At 36.1% G+C, this 23,308-nt stretch carries 14 protein-coding genes; 13 read left to right on the top strand and 1 reads right to left on the bottom strand.

All coding sequences use genetic code 11. The annotated features are described in order from the left end of the window. Positions 1-207: 207 nt before the first annotated feature. The 7 genes from IGK82_RS07765 (at position 208) to sprE (ending at position 13,852) form a co-directional block, all read left to right on the top strand. Positions 208-5,835: a TIM-barrel domain-containing protein gene (locus IGK82_RS07765; protein WP_016622368.1), complete on the top strand. Its 5,628-nt coding sequence runs from the start codon at positions 208-210 to the stop codon at positions 5,833-5,835. An 81-nt stretch (positions 5,836-5,916) separates the two neighbouring features. Further along, a complete protein-coding gene (locus tag IGK82_RS07760; RefSeq protein WP_010709500.1) occupies positions 5,917-7,875 on the top strand; it encodes an amidase domain-containing protein in 1,959 nt (652 codons plus the stop codon). A gap of 418 nt (positions 7,876-8,293) precedes the next feature. Continuing rightward, on the top strand, positions 8,294-9,025 hold the full coding sequence (fsrA, locus tag IGK82_RS07755) for a response regulator FsrA (RefSeq protein WP_078126945.1): 732 nt from the start codon (positions 8,294-8,296) through the stop codon (positions 9,023-9,025). An 88-nt stretch (positions 9,026-9,113) separates the two neighbouring features. Next, positions 9,114-9,842, top strand: a complete 729-nt coding sequence (locus IGK82_RS07750) for an accessory gene regulator AgrB (RefSeq protein ID WP_002377181.1) — start codon at positions 9,114-9,116, stop codon at positions 9,840-9,842. Continuing rightward, positions 9,839-11,182, top strand: coding sequence for a sensor histidine kinase FsrC (gene fsrC / locus IGK82_RS07745; RefSeq protein ID WP_010709499.1), 1,344 nt, complete (start codon positions 9,839-9,841; stop codon positions 11,180-11,182). The genes IGK82_RS07750 and fsrC overlap by 4 nt, the downstream gene beginning before the upstream one ends. A 234-nt stretch (positions 11,183-11,416) precedes the next feature. After that, positions 11,417-12,949 carry a M4 family metallopeptidase coccolysin gene (gene gelE / locus IGK82_RS07740; protein WP_002374632.1) on the top strand — a complete coding sequence of 511 codons (1,533 nt, stop codon included), beginning with the start codon at positions 11,417-11,419 and terminating at the stop codon, positions 12,947-12,949. Positions 12,950-12,997: 48 nt separating this feature from the next. Continuing rightward, complete coding sequence (gene sprE / locus IGK82_RS07735; RefSeq protein ID WP_002364098.1) at positions 12,998-13,852, top strand: serine proteinase SprE; 855 nt, start codon at positions 12,998-13,000, stop codon at positions 13,850-13,852. Positions 13,853-13,999: 147 nt separating this feature from the next. On the opposite strand, the gene IGK82_RS07730 is transcribed toward sprE, so the two are convergent. Beyond that, entirely contained in the window at positions 14,000-14,830 is an 831-nt protein-coding gene (locus tag IGK82_RS07730) for an MBL fold metallo-hydrolase (protein WP_010709497.1), read from the bottom strand. A gap of 391 nt (positions 14,831-15,221) precedes the next feature. On the opposite strand from IGK82_RS07730, the gene IGK82_RS07725 reads away from it, so the two are divergent. The 6 genes from IGK82_RS07725 (at position 15,222) to IGK82_RS07700 (ending at position 23,303) form a co-directional block, all read left to right on the top strand. Then, positions 15,222-16,076, top strand: coding sequence for a LysR family transcriptional regulator (locus IGK82_RS07725; protein ID WP_002361978.1), 855 nt, complete (start codon positions 15,222-15,224; stop codon positions 16,074-16,076). A gap of 381 nt (positions 16,077-16,457) precedes the next feature. Beyond that, positions 16,458-17,846 carry an MFS transporter gene (locus IGK82_RS07720; protein WP_010712556.1) on the top strand — a complete coding sequence of 463 codons (1,389 nt, stop codon included), beginning with the start codon at positions 16,458-16,460 and terminating at the stop codon, positions 17,844-17,846. Between the two features lie 41 nt (positions 17,847-17,887). Further along, positions 17,888-19,948, top strand: a complete 2,061-nt coding sequence (locus tag IGK82_RS07715) for an LTA synthase family protein (RefSeq protein WP_002361977.1) — start codon at positions 17,888-17,890, stop codon at positions 19,946-19,948. Between the two features lie 500 nt (positions 19,949-20,448). Next, on the top strand, positions 20,449-21,294 hold the full coding sequence (locus tag IGK82_RS07710) for a glycosyltransferase family 8 protein (protein ID WP_010709495.1): 846 nt from the start codon (positions 20,449-20,451) through the stop codon (positions 21,292-21,294). Next, the gene (locus tag IGK82_RS07705; RefSeq protein ID WP_002382420.1) at positions 21,284-22,186 is read left to right on the top strand and encodes a glycosyltransferase family 8 protein; all 903 of its coding nucleotides are present in this window, start codon (positions 21,284-21,286) and stop codon (positions 22,184-22,186) included. Before IGK82_RS07710 ends, IGK82_RS07705 begins: the two co-directional genes overlap by 11 nt. A 385-nt stretch (positions 22,187-22,571) precedes the next feature. Continuing rightward, on the top strand, positions 22,572-23,303 hold the full coding sequence (locus IGK82_RS07700; protein ID WP_002360115.1) for a GntR family transcriptional regulator: 732 nt from the start codon (positions 22,572-22,574) through the stop codon (positions 23,301-23,303). The last annotated feature ends 5 nt before the right edge of the window (positions 23,304-23,308 follow it).

Genomic DNA, 23,308 nt, shown 5'->3' with positions numbered 1-23,308 from the left:
AATTATGATTCTGTACTAAAATTTTTATATAAGATGAAAATAGATTGTTTTCATTTAATATTTTATTGAAAGGATGTGTTTATGAAGGGGTTACTGAAACTGACTTGCTAACAGTCTCAGTAAACTAAGAAAATCGTTATGACTTTTCATCTGGATAAAACTTTGTTGGGTTTTGGATTTTGTGAGTAATTTTGTCGGAACTATTCTATGGGGAGCAATTTTAAGGAGGAAAAAATGAACAAAGAGTATCAGGGTAAAAAAATTTACGGTAAAAAGCACTGGTTGACATTTTTATTAGTGAGTTCGTCTGTATTGGCGTTCCATTCGTTTGTTACGATGGATTCTCAAGTGGTTGATGCGCAAGAGCAAACAGCAAAAGAAGACGTAGCTGATTCAGCAACGTCAGTCGGAGCAATTGTGTCGATTGAAAAAGCGGAGAAAAACTTTGTCATTACGTATGCTTCTGGAAAAAAAGCACAAATTAGTATTTTAAACGACCATCTTTTTCGCTATCATCTAGATCCAACTGGTAAATTTGAAGAATATCCAACGCCAAATGATCCAAAGCATGTTGCGAAAATTACGGCTAAAACAATGGCCGACTATGGCACACAAGCCTTTGAGCAAACGAACGTCACAGATTCAGGAAACCAATTTATTCTAGAAAATAATGGTTTAAAAATTATATTCGAAAAAGAAAGCGCTTTAATGAAGGTTCTAGACAAGAAAAAGAATCAAGTTATTTTAGAAGAAACCGCTCCGCTATCCTTTAAAAATGATAAAGCTACACAAACGTTAAAACAAAGTAGTCAAGAAAATTATTTTGGCGGAGGAACTCAAAATGGTCGATTTACGCATAAAGGAACAGCTATCCAGATTGTCAATACGAACAATTGGGTAGATGGCGGAGTAGCATCGCCTAACCCATTTTATTGGTCAACTGCAGGGTATGGCGTTGTTCGAAATACATGGAAACCTGGCAACTATGATTTTGGAAGTCATGATCCACAAACAACCACAACAACGCACGAAGGAACAGATTTTGATGCTTTTTATTTCTTTAATGATTCCTCAGCAGGTATTTTAAAAGATTACTATGAATTAACCGGGAAACCAGCTTTGATGCCAGAATACGGGTTCTATGAAGCACATTTAAACGCGTATAATCGGGACTATTGGGTGAAAGTAGCAGAAGGAACCGCGGGAGCAGTTAAGTTTGAAGATGGTAATTTTTACAAAGAATACCAACCAGGCGATTTAGGAAACTTAAATGGCACGTTAGAATCTTTAAATGGAGAAAAAGAGAATTATCAATTTTCTGCACGCGCAGTTATTGATCGATATAAGAAAAACGATATGCCGTTAGGGTGGTTCTTGCCAAATGACGGCTACGGTGCTGGCTATGGCCAAACAGATTCATTGGACGGCGATGTACAAAACTTAAAAGAATTTACAGAGTATGCTCAAGCCAATGGTGTTGAAGTGGGGCTGTGGACCCAATCTAATCTCCATCCAGCGGATCCTAAAAATCCTAAAAAAGGAGAACGGGATATTGCGAAAGAAGTTAGTGTCGCTGGTGTTAAAGCTCTCAAAACTGACGTGGCGTGGGTCGGGTATGGGTATTCCTTTGGCTTAAATGGTGTAGAAGATGCCGCGAATGTTTTTGTAAAAGAAACAGACGGCGCAGTTCGTCCGATGATTGTTTCATTAGATGGTTGGGCCGGAACCCAACGGCACGCTGGTATCTGGACAGGCGATCAAACGGGTGGTCAATGGGAATATATTCGCTTCCATATCCCAACATATATCGGGACTTCGTTGTCTGGACAACCAAATGTCGGTTCAGATATGGATGGAATTTTTGGTGGAAAAAATAAAGAGGTCAACATACGTGATTTCCAATGGAAAACTTTTACACCAGTGCAGCTAAATATGGACGGCTGGGGCTCCAACCCAAAAACGCCATTTGCTTTTGATCAAGAAGCCACAGATTTGAACCGAGCGTATCTAAAATTAAAATCAATGATGATGCCTTATAACTACAGTATTGCCAAGGAATCAGTTGATGGACTACCAATGGTACGGGCCATGGCTTTAGAATTTCCTAATGAAGGAACAGCATATACAAAAGATTCTCAATACCAATATATGTGGGGACCCAATTTACTCGTTGCCCCAATTTATAATGGCAATCAAGATGAGGCAGGAAATTCAATCCGTGATGGAATCTACTTACCAGATGAAAAACAAGTCTGGGTTGACTTATTTACAGGCGAAAAATATCAAGGTGGCCGTGTCTTAAATGGAGTAAAAACACCGCTGTGGAAGGTGCCTGTTTTCGTCAAAGATGGCAGTATTATCCCAATGACGAATCCAAACAACAATCCAAAGGAAATCCAACGGGATCAACGATCTTTCTTGATTTATCCAAATGGCGCCACTTCTTTTAATATGTATGAAGATGACGGAATTTCAACTAGTTATGAAGCTGGGCAATCAGCTACGACTAAAATAAATAGTCAAGGCCCTAAATCAAACGAAAAAGGGGATCTGACCGTTACTATCGAACCGACAAAAGGAAGTTACAAAGGCTTTGTTGATGAACGAAGCACCACGCTTGATTTGTTAGCTTCAGAAGCGCCCGAAAGCGTAATAGCAATGGTGGGGGGAACAGAAGTAACCTTGAAACAAGCAGCTAATAAAGAAGAATTTTTAGCTGGCACAAATCTATATTATTTTGATAAAGAATTCCAAGTGAATCAGTATCTTTCTGAAGCTTCAGGAGAAAAACTGAACCAATCAGCGTTATCAGTAAAACTAGCGAAACAATCTGTGACCGCCAAAGATGTTCAAATAACTGTCAAAGGTTTCATTAATAAAGGAACGGTTGACGGAGGAAATACAACGGTCGATGACCAGTTAACTATTCCAGCAAATGTCGCAATCAATGAAGAAAAAACAACGCCATCTTCTTTGACTCTTCAATGGGATCAAGTAACTGAGGCAACAAGCTATGAAGTAGAGCGTGACTGGACTGTTTTCGGAAATATTCAAACGAATACAGCAACATTTGATGGATTTTCCTTCCTAAGCGAACATACTTTTCGAGTTCGAGCTGTTGGAAAAAACGGGGTCTCTGAATGGAGTGAACCGATTAAAGGAAAAACACAAGATGATCCCTATAAAGAAACAATTAATCAAGTCAAAGCAACAAGTAATTTACCAGAACAACCAGGCGCAGAATTGAAGAAATTAACAGATAAAGATTTGAGTACAGGTTGGCATACGAACTGGTCAACCGGCATCGCTAATCCAAGTGATGGAAATTTCTTGTCTTTAAAATTTGATCTTGGTGCGGAGTATCAAATGGATAAAATTGAATACTTGCCAAGAGACAATGCCGGCAACGGAAATATTTTGCAGCTCCAGTATCGGACGTCGAAAGATGGAGCTAATTGGACAGAGTTTTCAGAACCTATTAACTGGAAGCAAGATGCTTTGACAAAAACCATTGAAACGAAGGACCAAGCGTATCGTTTTGTTGAAATGAAGGTATTAAAATCGGTGGGTAATTTTGGCTCTGGTCGTGAGATGCTCTTTTACAAACAACCAGGAACAGAAGGAATCTTACATGGAGACATTACTAACGATGGAACGATTGATGAAAATGATGCAATGAGTTATCGAAACTATACAGGCTTAGAATCTGTGGACAGTGACTTTAATGGCTATGTTGAAAAAGGCGATTTAAATAAAAATGGGGTAATTGATGCTTATGATATCAGTTATGTTTTACGACAATTAGATGGTGGGATTGAGATACCTGATGTCGAAGAAATTGCGGGCGGTTTATCCCTTGCTGTGGTTAATGAAAATGGCAAGGATACTTATCTTCCTGGCGATACATTAACCTTTATACTTAAAGGTCAAGACTTAAAAAACATTAATGCGTTAAGCACAAAAATGTCCTTTGATTCTAGCAAATTTGAACTTGTCGGTCAGCCTGCAACCACGAATAATACAAAACAAATGGAAAATTATTCTAAATATCGGAAACATTCAAATGATGTGGAGAATCTGTATTTAGTTCTTAGTAATCAAGGAAATAAACAATTGTTAAATGGTTCAATGGACTTAGTTACCTTTAAAGTTAAAGTAAAAGAAACAACTCGCGTAAAACGTGCGACAACTGTTGAGCAGCCATTACAATTTGATATGAGTCAAGGCTTATTAGTAGGCCAAGGATTCCAACAAGCCACACTTTCAGATTTTTCTGTAACAGTGAAGCCCACAGAGCTAGTAGATAAAGAGTTATTACAAGCGCTAATTACGCTAAATCAAGCACGTGTCGAAAAAGAATATACGCCTGAAACTTGGGCAATCTTTAAACCAATCTTAGATGAGGCAGTAGCTGTTCTAGCCAATGAGCAAGCCGCACAGACAGACGTTTCTGCTGCTGTGGAAAATCTAGAAAAGGCTGTAGAACAGTTGGAAAAAATGCCTGATGTAGCGAATAAAGCTGATTTAGAAAAAGCAATTCAAGAGGGGCTGGCGAAAAAACCAAGTGATGGGCAAGAATTCACCGAAGAAACTAAAAAAGTTCTCGAAGAGTCATTAGCAGCAGCTCAAAAAGTATTTGCTCAAGAAAAAGTTACTCAAGAAGAAATAGACCAAGCGACTAAAACATTGCGTGAAGCAATTGCACAATTAAAAGAACAACCCGTCGCCGTTGATAAGGAAACCTTAAAAGAGCAAATCGCTCAAGCCCGAGGAAGAAAGCCGGAAGAAGGATACCAATTTACAAAAGAAACAGAAAAACAATTGCAAGAAGCAATTCAAGTGGCTGAAGCAATCGTAGCGAAAGAAACGGCGACAAAAGAAGAAGTCTCAGAGGCTCTAAACGCATTGGAAACTGCAATGGCTCAATTAAAAGAAGTACCCCTTGTAAATAAAGACCAATTACAAGAAGTAGTCAAACGAGCGCAGCAAGTCACTCCAAGTGAAGGGCACCAATTTACTGCCTCCTCGTTACAAGATTTACAAAAAGCGCTTTTAGCAGCTAAAAACACATTGGAAAACCCAGCAGCTAATCAAAAAATGATTGATGAAGCGGTTGCTGAATTAACTAGTGCCATCGATGGGTTACAAGAAGAAGCGTTAGTTACAGATAAAAAAGCCTTAGAGGCAATGATAGCCAAAGCAAAAGCAATCAAACCATCTGCCGGAAAAGAATTTACCAGCGAGTCTAAAGCGCGCTTAACTGAAGCAATTGACCAAGCGGAAGGGATTTTAGCTGATAAAAATGCTCGGCAAGAACAAATTGATATTGCTGAAAAAAATGTAAAAACTGCTTTGGATAGTTTAGAGGAACAAGTCCTTCAAACGGATAAAACAAAGTTGAAAGAACTGCTTCAAAAAGCAGAAACCTTGAAACCTAAAGCAGGAAAACAATTTACAAAAGCATCGCAAGAAGCTTTAGCTGAAGCAATTAAACAAGCAAAAGCACTTGTTGAGGACCCAAATGCGACGCAAGAAGCTGTGGACAAATGTTTAAGTATTTTATCACAAGCCATTGAAGCAATGGCAGAAGAGCCAATCAGTAGCAACTCTACAGGCAACAATGGAAATCATAGCACGGTTAGCGGTACTGGTGGTGTAACCAGCCAAGGAAAGGGCACAGCAACAGGTGGAACGACAACGAAAACCACCACTTCTGGTACTTTGCCAAAAGCAAATGAAGTTGTTTCGCCAATCTGGTCAATCAGTGGTTTTCTATTGATAGTAAGTATTGGTTTAGGAAAATTATTCTTCAAAAATAAAAAAGAGCAAAATTAGCGTATCATTAACTTACAAGGCGCATTTGTACAAAAACAGTGTGCAAATGCGCAAGTAAGTAATAGGAGAGGATTTTTACGAATGAAAAGAAAGAAAATCAAGAATCAACTACTTGTTTTAACAAGTATTCTCGTTCTTCTGAGTTTGGAAGTCGCTCCAGTTGTTACGTTGGCTGCAGAATTACCAAGTAGCTCGCTACAAACAGCTCTGTCCTCGGAAACGACAATTACTTCGGAAGAAAAAGTAACCGAAACAACCGAAACAACTGTTGCTACATCGACAACGTCCACTAGTAGTTCGTCATCTGAATCAAGTAGTTCTACCGATACGACTACCGAATCAACGAGTCAGTCAACGACAGAAACGACAACCACAAATACTAGTTCTGAAACAAAAAAAGAACCTACAGAGCCAACGGTATCATCAGAAATCACGCAGCCTGTTGAACAATCGCAACCACCACAAGTTCCTGTGACCAAGCAAGAACCCGAAGAACCTATTCAAGTTCCTGAAGCCAACAATAACTTTGTTGAAGAAAATCAGGCTGTATCGTTAAATCCGTCCCTCAAAGTAGATGAAATAGCTTCTTCAAATTTAAAAGGCTACGAACTTCCACTGTTGTCGTCTTTTGGCGAAAAGAAACGGGCAGTCGTGGTCGCTGAAGCATTAAGACACGTTGGGAAAACAAAAAAAGAATTTAATTTGACGGAGCAAGCATTGACCAGTAGTTTCCTTGCCCAAAAAATTTACCAACAATTATTTAAAATAGACATTGGCAGTACGCCGCAAGAACAAATGACATTTGGTAAAGTTCGTTCTATAGAGGAGGCAGAACCTGGTGATCTGATTTTTTGGCAAACAGCTGAAGGAAAAACGCTTCAAAATGGTGTTTATCTTGGCCAAGGAAAATATTTAATTGCCGCAGCGGAATCGGATTCTAAAGAGAAACCAGAAGTAATCGCTCAGTTAGAGAATATCTATACTGCCAAACAACAACCAGACTCAAAAGAGGAAAAACGCTTGGTAGTGACTAATCCTTTTAAGGAGTTCATATTAACGGAGTATGGCAAAGAAGTTTTAGCAACATATGGTGCGTCATTTGAAATGCAGAAGTCAGAACAAACCACAGCGTTTATTAAAAAAATTGGTGAGACAGCCAGAGAACTTGGCGAAAAATACGATGTTTTTGCATCAGTAATGATAGCTCAGGCTATTTTAGAAAGTGGCTCTGGCGAAAGTCAACTAGCCAAAGAACCTTATTATAATCTCTTTGGCGTGAAAGGTTCGTTCCAAGGAAATAGTGTTAGCTTTTCAACAAAAGAGGCTGATCAGAGGGGCCAACTTTATACAATTTCCGCTGGGTTTCGCGATTACGGTGGCTATAATGACTCACTGCAAGATTATGTTCAATTACTCCGACAAGGGATTGACGGAAATCAAGATTTTTATAAACCAGCGTGGCGTTCGGAAGCCAAAAACTACCTTCAAGCAACGCGTTTTTTAACAGGTAAATATGCAACAGACAAGCAATACGATAATAAATTAAATTCGTTAATTGCGGTTTATAACTTAACGCAATTTGATTTACCAAAAACAGCAGACGGTTTGATTATCCAATCTAAAAATGAGCTGTCGGAAGCGGAACAGCAACAAATGCATTTTCCAGTCTATGATGGGATCAATTATAATCGGAGTGGTAGCTATCCCGTGGGCCAATGTACGTGGTATGTCTATAATCGTTTCAAACAGTTGGGCACTTCTGTGGATGAATTTATGGGAAATGGCAGTGACTGGGGAAGAAAAGGACGTGCATTAGGCTATCAAGTTAGTTCATTGCCTAAAGCTGGTCGTGCGATTAGTTTCCAACCAGGAGTTGCTGGCGCAGATAATCAATATGGACATGTTGCTTTTGTTGAAGCGGTCACTTCTGATGGAATCATTATTTCTGAAAGCAATGTCATCAATGATCAAACGATTTCGTATCGTGTCTTACCTAATGCAATTGCTTATAGTAGTGGCGTGACCTACATTGGCGCTTAAGCGACTCATTCAACAGGAAGAAGTGTGGATGTTTAAGTAAAAAGTTAGCACAATGATCCATGTGTGAACTAACAAATTAAAATAACCAGAATCGACCAATGAATTGATTTTGTCATGTATAAAATGACAAGAACAGTTTGGCGGTTGATTCTTTGTTTTTCATCAACGAAGAGACAATCGTCCTCATGATTCGTTAGAAAAAGATGAATAGTCCAAAGTACTCTTTCTTGATGCTTTGTTATTTTATGTTTTTGTTTGCAGGAAACTACTGAAATCGCTATACTAAATTTATGTGAATATACTAACAGACAATCAATTTTTTATCTCTTTTATTGGTGTATAAATTGATTGAACATTATAATCATTTGTCTTTTGTTGTGTAATTTTATATCTTCTTGAGAAAGGGATGAGTGAACAAATGGCTATTTATATATTAGAAGACCAAATTATTCAAGCAAAAGCGTTAGAAGCATTGTTAACAAATATCCTACATTCAAGAAATATTTATAATGAAACAATCCATTTATTTTCACGTTCAGATGAATTATTACAAGTGGCACACCAGGACGCCCAACTAAATATCTTTTTCCTAGATATTCAAATGAACAATCATATCCAGGCAGGATTTGAGGTTGCTAAAGAAATCAGAAAAACAGACAGTGAAAGTCTGATTGTATTTATTTCTACTCACACAGAATTAGTTTTAACTTCCTACAAATATATGGTTTCAGCTCTTCAATTTATTCAAAAGAACGTGGATTTTCTAGATTTCCAAAAAGAGGTCGAAACATGTGTCGATGCATATATTCAACAAAAAGAAAATATAAAGACAAAAAGTGAATATATTATCATTAACTTAAAAGCGTCTTCTATAAAAATGGATATTAATGATATTTATTTCTTTCAAACGGAATACGATCATCGTGTATCAATGGTTGGTAAAAATTTTAAAAGAGAATTTTATGGAACGTTATCAAAAATTGAACAACTGCATCCAGATTTGATTAGAGTCCATCAATCAATCATCATCAATAAAAAATATGCGTCAAAATTAAATTATAAAACGCATCTTTTAACTATGAGAGACGGAACGGAAGTACCAGTCTCAAGAAGATATTATACTCAGGTCAAGGCACTATTTCTTACTTAGGGAGGGATAATGACTAATTAAGGAATTATCTATCTATTAGTCGCTATATTCGTTATAATTTAGTGCAATACTTGAAGAGGAGGGCGATATGCTAATCGATTGGATTCTAAAAAATATTATGGATATGGATCAGGAAGATCAATCAGGAAAAACACAATGGACAAAGTATTATCTAACCGTTTATTTTTCTGGCTTATTTAATTTTCTGATGATTCTGATTTTATCAGTTTTATTTGGGACGTTAAGCGAAACCTTTATTGTATACGTCGTACTGATTTTTTTACGGCCTGTCGCAGGTGGCTGGCATGCAAAAACCAAATGGCTCTGTCGTCTAGAAAGCATTGTTATCTATGTTGCCATACCATTTGTATTGAAAAATTCTTCTGTGAGCTTACCGTTTATTTATAAAATTTTATTGATTTGCCTCTTAGTCGTATTATTTTATTGGTATGCGCCACAAGGAACAGCAATCGAACCTGTTCAGCCATCTGATTTAAACGTGCTCAAAAAGCAAAGCCTTATAAGGGTGTGTTTACTTATTTTATGTAGTCTGTTTGTCAAAGAAAAGATTGCTTCAGTAATACTCTACGGTCTCGTCATCCAAGGTCTGATGATACTCCCTGTAACAAAAAATTTAATTGAAGGAAGTGTTTTTATGAAATTTGGTAAAAAAATAATTAAAAATGTTATTGAAAAAAGAGTTGCAAAAGTTAGTGATGGTGTGGGAACTAAGCCTAGATTAAATCAAAATTCGCCCAATATATTTGGACAATGGATGGGACAAACTGAAAAACCTAAAAAGAATATTGAAAAATGATTTTGTTGTTATTAGCTACTAACGTTTTGCTGGCATCTAGCTTTATCGTTTTTGTCTTTTTACGAGTAACATTGATCAAGATTGAATGTAAAATACCGTTACTTTCATTGCTTATTGTCATTAATCTTTGTTCGTTTGCGGCATTAATGTTGGGCTACTCTTGGTTGATTTATGCGCTGACAGTCGTTATTTTTACAGGATTTTTACTCATTCACAAAAAGAGGTTCTCAATTTTTAAAGCGATATTTTTATCCGTTTTTACATTGCTTATGGTTTCGTTTATCAATTACACGGAGCAAACGATTTTAAGTGTTTTTTTTCAACAGATTTATCAAAATAAATTATTATGGATTGCCTCAAATGTTCTTCTGTTGCTTATAAATATCTGGATTGCTTTAAAAATTCCCAATAGTGTTTTTTTAAGATTAAATCGTGTGTTAGAAAATAGCCGAATTTTTTTTGGTTGTTTACTTTTATTGTTGATTCTGTTGTTACTTTTTGTGTTTTTGATTTCGCCAGAGATTTCACCTGACTTTATGCGAGGATTTGTCACGGTAAATAGTTCTAAATTGGAGTTATTAATAAGTGTAGGTTTATTTTTAATTCTGATTGGCTTAGTCATTGAAGCTTATTTGGAAGAACAACGTATCAACACTCAATTATTGAATAATTTAACGATTTATACTGAAAAAATAGAATCCATTAACGAAGAGCTAGCGATGTTTCGTCATGATTATAAAAATTTATTGTATAGTTTACAAATTGCTATTTCATACGAAGATATTCTGGAAATCAAAAGAATTTATGAAGAAACGATTGCACCAACCAAAAAAATTATTGATAATGAAGAATTTGAACTTATGAAGTTAAATCGTTTGAAAAATATGGAACTTAAGGCACTCATAAGTATGAAAATTAATACCGCAAAGCAAGCAAAACTAAAAGTGATTGTTGATGTGCCAGAAGTATTTATTCTTGATACATCAATCGACTTAGTGGTTGTGATTCGTTTGTTGGCTATTCTATTAGATAACGCGATTGAAAACAGTGCAAAATCAGAATTGAAAATGTTCGCTATCTCAATTTTCAATAAAAATGAAACACAAGAGTTTGTGATAACAAATAGTGTACAAGCCGAATTTGATTTTAAGGTTATGAAGAAAACCAAATTTAGTTCTAAAAGTAACCCAGAAGAGCACGGTTGGGGATTGTTATATGTAAAAGAAATTGTTGATTTTTCAGATCAATTTGATTTGCAAACGTCCTTCAATGAAGGATCGGTTACTCAACATTTAATTATTGAAAAAAATCATAATAGTAAAAAAGTTGTTAACGAATGAATTTGTTAACAACTTTTTTGCTATGGTATTGAGTTATGAGGGGCAATACAGGGAAAAATGTCGGCTGATTAAGGAATTTAGATAGTGCCGGTTAGGTAGTTGTCTATAATGAAAATAGCAACAAATATTTACGCAGGGAAAGGGGCGGTCGTTTAACGGGAAAAATTAGGGAGGATAAAGCAATACTTTTGTTGGGAAAAGAAATAAAAGGAAACTGGGGAAGGAGTTAATTGTTTGATGAAGGGAAATAAAATTTTATACATTTTAGGTACAGGCATCTTTGTTGGAAGTTCATGTCTATTTTCTTCACTTTTTGTAGCCGCAGAAGAACAAGTTTATTCAGAAAGTGAAGTTTCAACAGTTTTATCGAAGTTGGAAAAGGAGGCAATTTCTGAGGCAGCTGCTGAACAATATACGGTTGTAGATCGAAAAGAAGATGCGTGGGGGATGAAGCATCTTAAGTTAGAAAAGCAAACGGAAGGCGTTACTGTTGATTCGGATAATGTGATTATTCATTTAGATAAAAATGGTGCAGTAACAAGTGTTACAGGAAATCCAGTTGATCAAGTAGTGAAAATTCAATCGGTTGATGCAATCGGTGAAGAAGGAGTTAAAAAAATTATTGCTTCTGATAATCCGGAAAATAAAGATCTTGTCTTTTTAGCTATTGACAAACGTGTAAATAATGAAGGGCAATTATTTTATAAAGTCAGAGTAACTTCTTCACCAACTGGTGACCCCGTATCATTGGTTTATAAAGTGAACGCTACAGATGGAACAATTATGGAAAAACAAGATTTAACGGAACATGTCGGTAGCGAAGTAACGTTAAAAAACTCTTTTCAAGTAGCGTTTAATGTACCAGTTGAAAAAAGCAATACGGGAATTGCTTTACACGGAACGGATAACACAGGGGTTTACCATGCAGTAGTTGATGGCAAAAATAATTATTCTATTATTCAAGCACCATCACTAGCAGCATTAAATCAGAATGCTGTTGACGCCTATACGCATGGAAAATTTGTGAAAACATATTATGAAGATCATTTCCAACGACACAGTATTGATGATCGAGGGATGCCCATCTTGTCAGTTGTTGATGAACAACATCCAGATGCTTATGACAATGCTTTTTGGGATGGAAAAGCAATGCGTTATGGTGAAACAAGTACACCAACAGGAAAAACGTATGCTTCCTCTTTAGATGTAGTTGGTCATGAAATGACACATGGTGTGACGGAACATACTGCCGGTTTAGAATATTTAGGACAATCAGGTGCCTTGAATGAATCTTATTCTGATTTGATGGGTTATATTATTTCGGGTGCATCTAATCCAGAAATTGGTGCGGATACTCAGAGTGTTGACCGAAAAACAGGTATTCGAAATTTACAAACCCCAAGTAAACACGGACAACCAGAAACCATGGCTCAATACGACGATCGAGCACGGTATAAAGGAACGCCTTATTATGATCAAGGCGGTGTTCATTATAATAGTGGAATTATTAATCGGATTGGTTACACCATTATCCAGAACTTAGGCATTGAAAAAGCACAGACTATTTTCTACAGCTCGTTAGTAAATTACTTAACACCTAAAGCACAATTCAGTGATGCTCGTGATGCGATGCTTGCTGCTGCAAAAGTTCAATATGGCGATGAAGCAGCTTCAGTGGTGTCAGCAGCCTTTAACTCTGCCGGAATCGGAGCTAAAGAGGATATTCAAGTAAATCAACCAAGTGAATCTGTTCTGGTCAATGAATGAAAAAAATTCCCCAATTAAATAAAAATGGATAAGGAGTGGCATAATCTTATGAAAAAGTTCTCCATACGAAAAATTAGTGCTGGTTTTTTGTTTCTGATTTTAGTAACTTTGATCGCCGGTTTTAGCCTGTCTGCAAATGCAGAAGAGTATATCGTTCCTGCCGAAAGTCATTCGCGACAAAAAAGATCGTTACTGGACCCTGAGGACAGAAGACAAGAAGTAGCAGATACAACCGAAGCGCCTTTTGCGTCAATCGGAAGAATCATTTCCCCTGCCAGTAAACCAGGCTATATTTCTTTAGGAACAGGCTTTGTTGTTGGAACCAATACAATTGTCACCAATAATCATGTGGCTGAAAGTTTTAAGAATGCCAAAGTATTAAATCCGAATGCCAAAGATGATGCTTGGTTTTATCCAGGTCGAGATGGCAGTGCGACACCATTTGGCAAATTCAAAGTGATTGATGTAGCTTTTTCCCCGAATGCGGATATTGCGGTAGTGACTGTCGGCAAACAAAACGATCGTCCAGATGGCCCAGAGTTGGGAGAAATTTTAACGCCATTTGTTTTGAAAAAGTTTGAATCTTCAGATACCCATGTAACAATATCAGGCTATCCAGGTGAGAAAAACCACACACAATGGTCTCATGAAAATGATTTGTTTACATCTAACTTTACAGACTTAGAAAATCCATTACTATTTTATGATATCGATACAACAGGTGGTCAATCTGGTTCACCAATCTATAATGCTCAGTTTGAAGTAGTTGGTGTTCATTCCAATGGTGGCATTAAGCAAACAGGAAATCATGGTCAAAGACTAAATGAAGTGAATTATAACTTTATTGTCAATCGAGTGAATGAAGAAGAAAATAAACGTTTATCCGCTGTGCCAGCAGCGTAAAGAACCATAAAAATACTCGGAATTTCCAGAATCACGGGAAATTTCGAGTATTTTTGTTTTTTAAGATAGTGTAAGTTACGATAAAAGTACCTTGTAATTATCGGTTAAAAGCATATAATAGTGCTGAAAAGAAGGCAAATAATCCGATTAAGTTAGTATTTCTAACCCATCATAACTCGTAATGATTTCATGCTTTTGAGATAAAGCCGCCATCTCCGCATAAGACAAGCCGCCATTGTGAGAAAAATGGTTGGCAACGTAAATCGTTTTATCTGTGACGAGTTTTCTTTCTTTTAATTCTGCAATTAATTTTAAATTTTCTTCCCAATTCATATGACTATTGCCAGTTTCGTTTGTTTGACTAGTACAATCTAAAGAAACAATACTAAGAAGTAAGTGGCTCTTTTCAAGATATTCAAACATTTCTGACGTAAAGTAACCTGTATCATGGGTGGTTAAAAAAGCATCTTTACCATCGTCTATAACGAAAATAAAACAATCTTCACTGAAATTTCCATGTTGTGCAGGAAGGGGATAAATCGTATAGTTCGCAATAGTAAAACATTTGTAGGGCTGAATAACCTGATAATGTAATCGGGTATCGTCTTGACGACCTTCTAAATCAAAGGAGCGCTGATAAAACGTCTTAACTGCTTCATTTCCGTAAACAGTTAAACGATTGGGAATATCTAATGCATAACCAGACATTCGATAAGCCAAATCCTCGCCGTAAAAATGATCGGAATGCCAATGAGAGATTAGTAAAGAGTTAAAGTCTGCAAAACACAAGTCATACTGCAACAGGTGTAAATAAGAATCCCCTGGAAAATCAATCAGCAGGACATCATCAATAATTAATTGAGTTTGTGTACGAATTTCTCGTCCTTTTTTCTCTCGAGCGTACTTACATAATTTACAATTACAAAAAATTCCTGGAATCCGTTCTGCTGCACCCGTACCTAAATAGTTGATTTTCATTGGGAGTACCTAACCTTTCTTTGACAGTCTTCATACTTAGTAGATAACGCTGAACCTTAAAGTAAATGGGCATGGAAACTGAAACATTTGTTGTGTCCATCTTACCTTTTTTAGAGAAGAATTGAAATGGAATTTCTTAAGTAAATTTGCGTAAAATACAAAAAGCTAGACGCCTTTTTTAATAAGCTGAATTTGTTGTGAATGTTCATGCTATTTCCGAGAAAAAGTTTTACCAAAGGCACTTTCATATCCATCTGCTATTAGTTATAGAAAAATAACAAGATGGACATAGCTTATTAGAGCAAAAATAACTACGCTATTGATAAAGAGTGAGGCGTGTTTTGAACAGGTTGCGTGGGCAAATGAATTTGAATAAAAGGGATGACAAAAGATGACTATTGAAAAATTAGAATATTTTTATACCATTGCAAAATATAATAGTATTTCCAAAGCAGCCTCTGAACTCCATGTTAGTAAATCAACCTTAAGTGCGTCATTAAAAGATTTGGAAAGTGAATTGGGCCATTTACTTTTTGACCGTAACGGTAATTCTTTGACGTTAAATTCCTATGGTGATAAAATCGTCCAATCTGTATATATCATTTTAAACGAGGCTAAGAAAATGAAACTTAATTTGCATGAAATGATTGAGAATCCAGTGATGCGTTTAGGTTTTGGAAATACGTCCTTGATGTATAAAGTGACAGAAAATGAGGATCAACTGAATCGTTTTTGGGAATGTTACCATGGTTCATCGTTTGAGTTATTGAATAAATTGGAGAATCATGAGTTGGATTTTGTGATTACTTCTGCAGATGTGAATAGTCCAGTTTTAAAGAAAGAACAATTAATTGAACTAAAAATGTATCTTTGTGTTTCAAGAGAAATTAAACAAGAAATTGAGGAAGAAGGCTTCAGCTGTTTGACCAACTATCCATTTCTATTTTTGCCTCATCACTTAGATCATTTAGAAGCTACCAAGAGTGTGCTAGAAATGTTGCAATTAACAAGTCCGCTTGTTTGTTGCTACGATACGTTGATGCTTACTCGTCTCATTGAAAAAAGTAAAGGAGTTTATGCGGTGATCTCTCTTCGGAAAGAACAACTGCAGGAAATTGATTCTAAACTCTTCTTTTTACCGATTGAACGAAAACAAAAATTTTATTTATACCGAAATGTTTCCAGTTCGGTTTTTGTCCAACCTGGTCAAATCAAGGCAACTTTACAAAAGTTGCTAGAGACTTAGCCATTAAAATTACTTTGGAATAGTTACCAAAAATAGCTTTATTCGCTTAGATTTACTTCTGCTGCGGATAAGGCTATTTTTGTTGTTCATTGTTTAAAAGAGATGCTCAATTATGGGGCTGTTCGATATTTCTGAACGGAATGTTCAATTATTTAATAACTTAAGAATCGATAAATCGTATCTATTACGGTTCAATTTAAAGGGGTTCTGGTGTATAGTTTGGCTATCTAAAGATTTATTTTTTTAAGTATAAAATAACTAAATGGCAAGGAATATAAAGAACTGTTGATACGTGAGTACTTGCGATAACTGTGTCGTTAGAAGTTTAAGTGTCATTGTTGCTTTTCCTGTTTTATGTAGTTGCTAGAAAGGACTGTTTTTATGATCGATAGAAAAAAAGTTATTTTGTATACTTGTTGCATGAGTTTGTTTGTAGTGACCATGGATGTTACGGTTGTCAATGTGGCGTTACCATCCATTCAAAGTGATTTTCACACGAATCTGTCTACATTACAGTGGGTAACAGATGGCTACACTTTAATGGTAGCATCCTTATTATTGTTATCTGGGTCTACAGCAGACCGAATTGGCCGTAAACGAGTCCTTCAATTGGGCTTAGCCTGTTTTGGTTTAGCGTCTTTCCTATGTGGGATTTCGCAAACCCCAGGGCAATTGATCGCGTTTCGCATGTTGCAAGGGATTGGTGGTTCTATGTTAAATCCGGTAGCAATGTCTATTATTACACAGGTATTTACCGAAAAGTTAGAACGAGCGAAAGCAATTGGCTTGTGGGGCTCTGTTACAGGGATTTCCTTAGGCATGGGCCCGATTATTGGCGGACTAATTGTTTCTTATTTTAGCTGGCGATATGTCTTTTTTGTAAATGTACCGATCATTGCTGCGGCAATTATCCTTACACAAAAGTTTGTACCTGAGTCAAAAGTAGAGAAAACGGCGAAAAATGATTTTGTTGGTCAAGCATTGATGATTCTTTTTCTATTTAGTTCTATCTATTCCATTATCGGACTACCTAGAAAAGGGCTTTTCGCGCCAGATATTTTAAGTACTGGGATAATCGGCTGCTTAGCCATTGTTATTTTCTTTATTTATGAATATAACATTGACAATCCGTTAATCAACCCGCGTTTCTTTTTATCTATTCCATTTACATCGGCTTCTTTTTTAGCTATTTTTGGCTTTATCATATATAACGGCTATTTATTTTTAAACACGCTATATTTGCAAGAGATGAGAGGCTTCAGCCCGTTGGAAGCTGGCTTATCAACCATTCCTTTGGCTTTTGTTAGTTTTCTTGTTGCCCCGAGAGCTGGCGAAATGGTAGGGAGAATAGGAACGAAACGTCCTATTATGCTTTGTGGTATTTCAATGTTGGCTGTTAGCTTTTTACAATTATTTGTAACTAAAACAACGCCTATGATTATTTTATTTGTTATTTATATCTTTTTAGGCATTGGGTTTGGGATGTTAAATTCACCGATTACCATTACAGCGATTGAAGGAATGCCACTTTCTCAGTCAGGAACGGCAGCAGCCATTGCGGTGACATGTAAGCAAATTGGCAATTCTTTAGGGGTTGCGCTACCAAGTCTTTTAATTACAAAGCCTATTACTAGTTCGCTTACTCGAACACCTTTTACAAACGTATGGCTTTTATTTGGATGTTGCGCCATTGCGATTATCTTTTTAAGTTATTTATCCAATTCTCCGCTAGCGAAAAAGTCATTGCGCAGAGTTAGGTTTTATTTTTAACAAATCAAGATTTTTTTGAAGGGAAAGGAAGACAAACTTAGATGAAAAAAATAAATAACCGATTAGGACTCTTTTTATTTTTTGTTTTACTCTTTTGGGCAAAAACGATTCTGGCGTATTACCTAGATTTCTCATTGGGCGTTAAGGGCAGTCTCCAACGAGAAATTTTGTGGTTCAATCCAGTTGCTACTACGCTGTTATTATTTGGCTTTAGTTTGTATTTTAAAAAGCATAAAACATTTATGCTTAGCTTAACTCTTTTAAATGTTTTAAATACATTAATTTTATATTTGAATATTATTTTTTATCGTGAATTCACTGACTTTATTACCATCCAATCTGTTTTTGGCTTTTCAAAAGTTTCAGAAGGGATTTCTGGTGATTTACTTGCTTTAATGAGAGTCCACGATGTCTTTTATTGGCTAGATACTTTAGTACTGCTCGTTTTGGTATTTTACTCTTTTAAACAGCGACGGAATCATCAAGTCTTTGTGACCAAACCTATCAACAGAAGATTGGCGATCTCAATTAGTTGTTTAAGTGTCTTGCTCTTTTCGGTTAACTTATTTTTAAGCGAAACCGATCGTCCTCAATTGCTTCAAAGAATTTTTGACCGTAATTATATTGTAAAATATCTTGGCTTGGATGCATTCACAGCCATCGATGGTGTCAAAACAGCCATGTCAAATGAGGTAAGAGCAGAAGCTAGTTCAAACGAATTACCTGAAATCATGAAATTTACCAAGCAAAACAATTTACCGCTTAATCCACAGTATGCCGGAATTGCCAAAGGAAAAAATGTATTTGTGATTCATTTAGAAAGTTTTCAACAATTTTTGATTAATATGAAAGTCCAAGGCCAAGAGGTTACACCATTTTTAAATCAGCTCTATCAAAACAAAGCGACAATCAGTTTTGATAATTTCTTTCATGAAGTAGGGCAAGGAAAAACGAGTGATGCGGAGAATATGTTGGAAACAGGAACATTCGGGCTCCCGCAAGGCTCTCTTTTTACACAATTAGGATCAGACAATACTTTCGAAGCGGCTCCCGCAGTTTTAGGACAAAAAGGCTATACAACCGCTGTTTTCCATGGAAATGTGGGGAGTTTTTGGAATCGAGACCATGTGTATAAAAACTTAGGATATCAATACTTTTTTGATCGGTCATATTTTTCAAAAGATGACAAAATGCTAGGTTACGGTATTTTAGATAAACAATTGTTGCGTGAATCAGCTAGTGAGCTTGAACATTTACAGCAGCCATTCTATGCGAAGTTTTTAACTGTGACCAATCATACCCCTTATTATACGGATGACCAAAACTTCCCGTTTCCTAAATTGAACACAGGCAATTCGATTGTGGATGATTATGTTCGAACAGCGCACTATTTGGATCAATCGCTAGAACAATTTTTCCATTACTTGCAAACAACAAGTTTATACAATCATTCTATTTTTGTTATTTATGGTGACCACTTCGGTATTTCAGATGCGAACAACAAGGACTTATGTAAAGCCTTCAACCGCGATCCAAAAACGTGGACAAACTATGACAATGCGCAATTGCAAAGAGTACCTTTGATGTTTTACATGCCAGGCTATACGCAAGGGAAAATCATGCACGAATATGGTGGGGAAATTGACGTTTTACCGACACTGTACCATCTTTTAGGTGTCGATGATAAAAATTATATCCATTTTGGCACGGACCTTTTATCTCCTCAATATAAACAAGTGGTTCCTTTTAGAAATGGCGATTTTGTAACGCCTCAATTTTCGTATCTAGGTGGGGAAATCTACAATAATCAAGGGAAAAAATTAGACCAAGTTCCAGCAGATTTAAAAGCAGAAGTCACGAAAGATAACGATTGGGTGAAAAAATCGTTAAGTTTATCTGACAAATTAAATCAGGAAAACCTTTTACGTTTTTATAAACCACAAGGATTCCAAGAAGTGCAACCAAAGGACTACAACTATGATGTGGCTTTTGAAAAAAACAAAGTCTTAGAAGTAGAAAAACAAAAAAATGCACAATCAACCAGCTTGTTTAGTCAAAATGGCAATCAAACGACAGTCCAAAATTATCCGACTACGCCGTAGATCATTTAAGAAGGATAATTTTTGGAAGGGAAAGAGAATCATATATGAAGTGAAGGAGGTCAGGAAAGAACCGGTTATTTTCGAAGGAATTGGTTCTGTTCTCGCCATTTATCAGGTTTTGAGCCTGGAACAAAAATCCAAAGTGATTTTTGTCCCAGGCTTTTTCGCTCTTTTATTGAGTAAGAAGTCAGTTTAGAATTTATATTAAGTTTCGCTGTACATTTTAAAATTACCATCAACAGAAAATACAACAGGCGGATTTCTAGATAAAAAAATTAGTAAAACAAGTATTAAATAAATAGTATTTTTGAGGATAAAGTAAGAGAAATGTTGTTTTTTTAATAGTTGTTAACGGAAAACAAAATTATTTTATAGCCATAAAATATATTTTTATTATAATTATATTATAAAATAATGAGCATATGATTTGCAGATAAGTTTTTCAGGGCCTATTCTGAATAGGAACTTAGCTATAAAAATAAAAGAGGAGAGTGGTTTTGATGAGAAAAAATCAGAAGATTGTGCCAATTGTGACAGCTTCAGACGAAAATTATGCTCCTTATTTGAATGTAATGATGACAACTGTTTTAGAAAATTGTCATGCGGAGAGACCTGTTCATTTTTATGTGATTGATGATGGGCTGTCGCTATCTAGCAAAAAAGCACTCCGAGAAACGGTTAGTAGTAACTCACAAAATGCAACTGTTGAATTTCTAACAGCAGACAAAGAAGTCTATCAAAATTTTTTAGTGAGTGATCATATTACAACGACCGCATACTTACGCATTTCTTTACCGTCACTTTTACAAAAATATAGCTATAAAAAGGTTCTTTATTTAGATGCAGATACGCTTGTTTTAGATGATGTTGTCCAGTTGTATGATACGCCATTAGTGAACCAAACGATTGGCGCGGTTATTGATCCTGGTCAAGCATATGCTTTGAAACGTTTGGGCATCCGTTCCTCCGATTATTATTTTAATTCAGGAGTCATGATTATTGATATTGACCGATGGAACGAGAAAGCAATCACGCAAAAAACAATTCAGTATCTAGAAGAAAATGGGGACCGCATAATCTATCATGACCAAGATGCTTTAAACGCCGTTCTTTATGAAGATTGGCTAGCTTTAGAACCAAGATGGAATATGCAGACGTCTTTAGTTTTTAATCGTCATGAAGCGCCTAATGAGGCTTACCAAAAATTATATGCAGCGGGAAATCAAGAGCCAGCGATTATTCATTTTACTGGTCACGATAAACCCTGGAATACGTTAGAAAATCATCCTTATACAGCTCTTTATCTAAACAAGTTAAAGAAAGTAGGTGCAATAAATGGAAAATAGAAAAGAATTAGCGATTGTCTCCTGTTGCAATACCAACTTTGTACCGCATCTTGCTGCTATGTTTGTTTCAATTTTAGAAAATAGTCCTTCAGCGGCAGCTGTTCATTTTTATGTGATTGATGACAATATCAATTTTGAAAGCAAGCAACTACTGTATTTTACGATTAAACATACCCAAATCAATGCAGAGTTAACATTTTTAAAAATCAACCCCCATTTTTTCAAAAATGTTGTAACCAGTGAACGAATTCCCAAAACAGCTTACTACAGGATTGCTATTCCAGAGCTGTTTAGAGGAAGCCAGATCGAACGGCTGTTGTATATGGATTGTGACATGATTGCCTTAGATGATGTCGCAAAATTATGGACAGTTGATTTAGGTGAAAATATCATCGCCGCTGTTGAAGATGCAGGGTTCCATCAACGTTTGGAAAAAATGGCGATTCCTGCAGAATCTATGTGTTATTTTAACTCAGGCTTGTTGCTAATCGATGTTAAAAAATGGTTGAATTTAGATGTAACCACTAAAGTCTTAAGATTTATTGAAGAAAATCCAGATAAATTACGTTTCCATGATCAAGATGCATTGAATGCGGTTTTACACGACCGTTGGACCCTGTTGCATCCTAAGTGGAACGCCCAAGGTTATATTCTGTCAAAAGCGAAAAAACATCCAACTATTTATGGAGAAAAACAATATGAAGAAACGAGAAGAGCACCATCCATTATCCACTTTACTGGCCATGTCAAACCTTGGACGAAAGAATTTCAGTGGTATACCAAGCGTTATTATGATCAATATGCGAATAGGACGGCCTTTCGTTGTGTCAACACATTCAATCAATATTTATCTTATACGAAAATTAGCAGAAGGATTGAATATGCTCAATAATGAATATTGTCATGGATTTCGTAAAATCAGTTACTTGTTAGTTGTTGCCAGAACCAAACAATAGAAACGAAGAAGTCGGGATAGAACTGTTTTTCAGATTTTGAGTATGAGACAAAAATCTAAAGTGATTTTTGTCTCATACTCTTTTTTGTCTATTTAAAATAAAGCCAGCAACTGGTATCATATTTAAGGATGGTTTTTTATAAAAAAATGATTTCTTTAGGAAAAAAATATTACAATAAAGAAAAATAAAAAAATGTAAACGTTATCATTTCAAGGTTATAGCGGTATGAAGATATTTATTAATACTTTTTATTGACAAAATAAAAAAAACCACCGTACTATTGGTTTGTGGTTATAACCAGTTAGGGTAAAGGAGAAAGTTATGGAAAATGCCTTTAAAAACAAAGCTTTGTATCATCAACTTGTTGATTTGCTGCAGGAACGAATCGAAACATGCATGATTCCTCATGACAAGTTGCCCTCTGAACGTGAATTGACTGCACAATATGGAGTGAGTCGGACGACGGTCCGGTTAGCGCTACAAGAACTAGAAAATAGAGGTTCCATCTATCGTCGTCATGGCAAAGGAACATTTGTTTCAGATATAAAAAAAGAGGCCGCTGATTTAGCTGGCGCATATAGTTTTACAGAACAAATGAAAGGGCTGGGTCGAAAACCACATACCCGTATATTATCCTTCGAAAAATTGGAAGCGGATAAATTTATTTGTCAGCATTTGAATCTTTCGTTAGGAGAGGCAGTTTTTAAATTAAGTCGGTTGCGGATTGCTGATAACGAGCCATTAATGGTTGAAGACACATACTTGCCTGTGAAATTTTTCTTATCACTCACGGATCAATTACTACGTAGCAAACCATTATATGATCTATTTTCGGAAGATTTTAAGCAAACCGTTCGTTTAGCTGATGAAGAATTATACGCTAGCATTGCGTCAAAAGAAGATGCCAAATTATTGATGATTCCGGAAGGAGCGCCAGTCCTTCATTTAGCACGCCAGACATATAACATGAAAAATGAAATTATTGAATTTACGTTGAGTGTGGCGCGAGCAGATCAATTTCATTATCAGATACGCCATATTCGGAATAGTTAGGAGAG

Origin of the sequence: Enterococcus sp. AZ197 (genome assembly GCF_050556405.1) — a bacterium.
GTDB classification, from domain to species: Bacteria; Bacillota; Bacilli; order Lactobacillales; family Enterococcaceae; genus Enterococcus; species Enterococcus faecalis.
The sequence above is the reverse complement of the archived record's forward strand: the minus strand, read 5'-3'. Positions and strand labels throughout refer to the sequence as shown.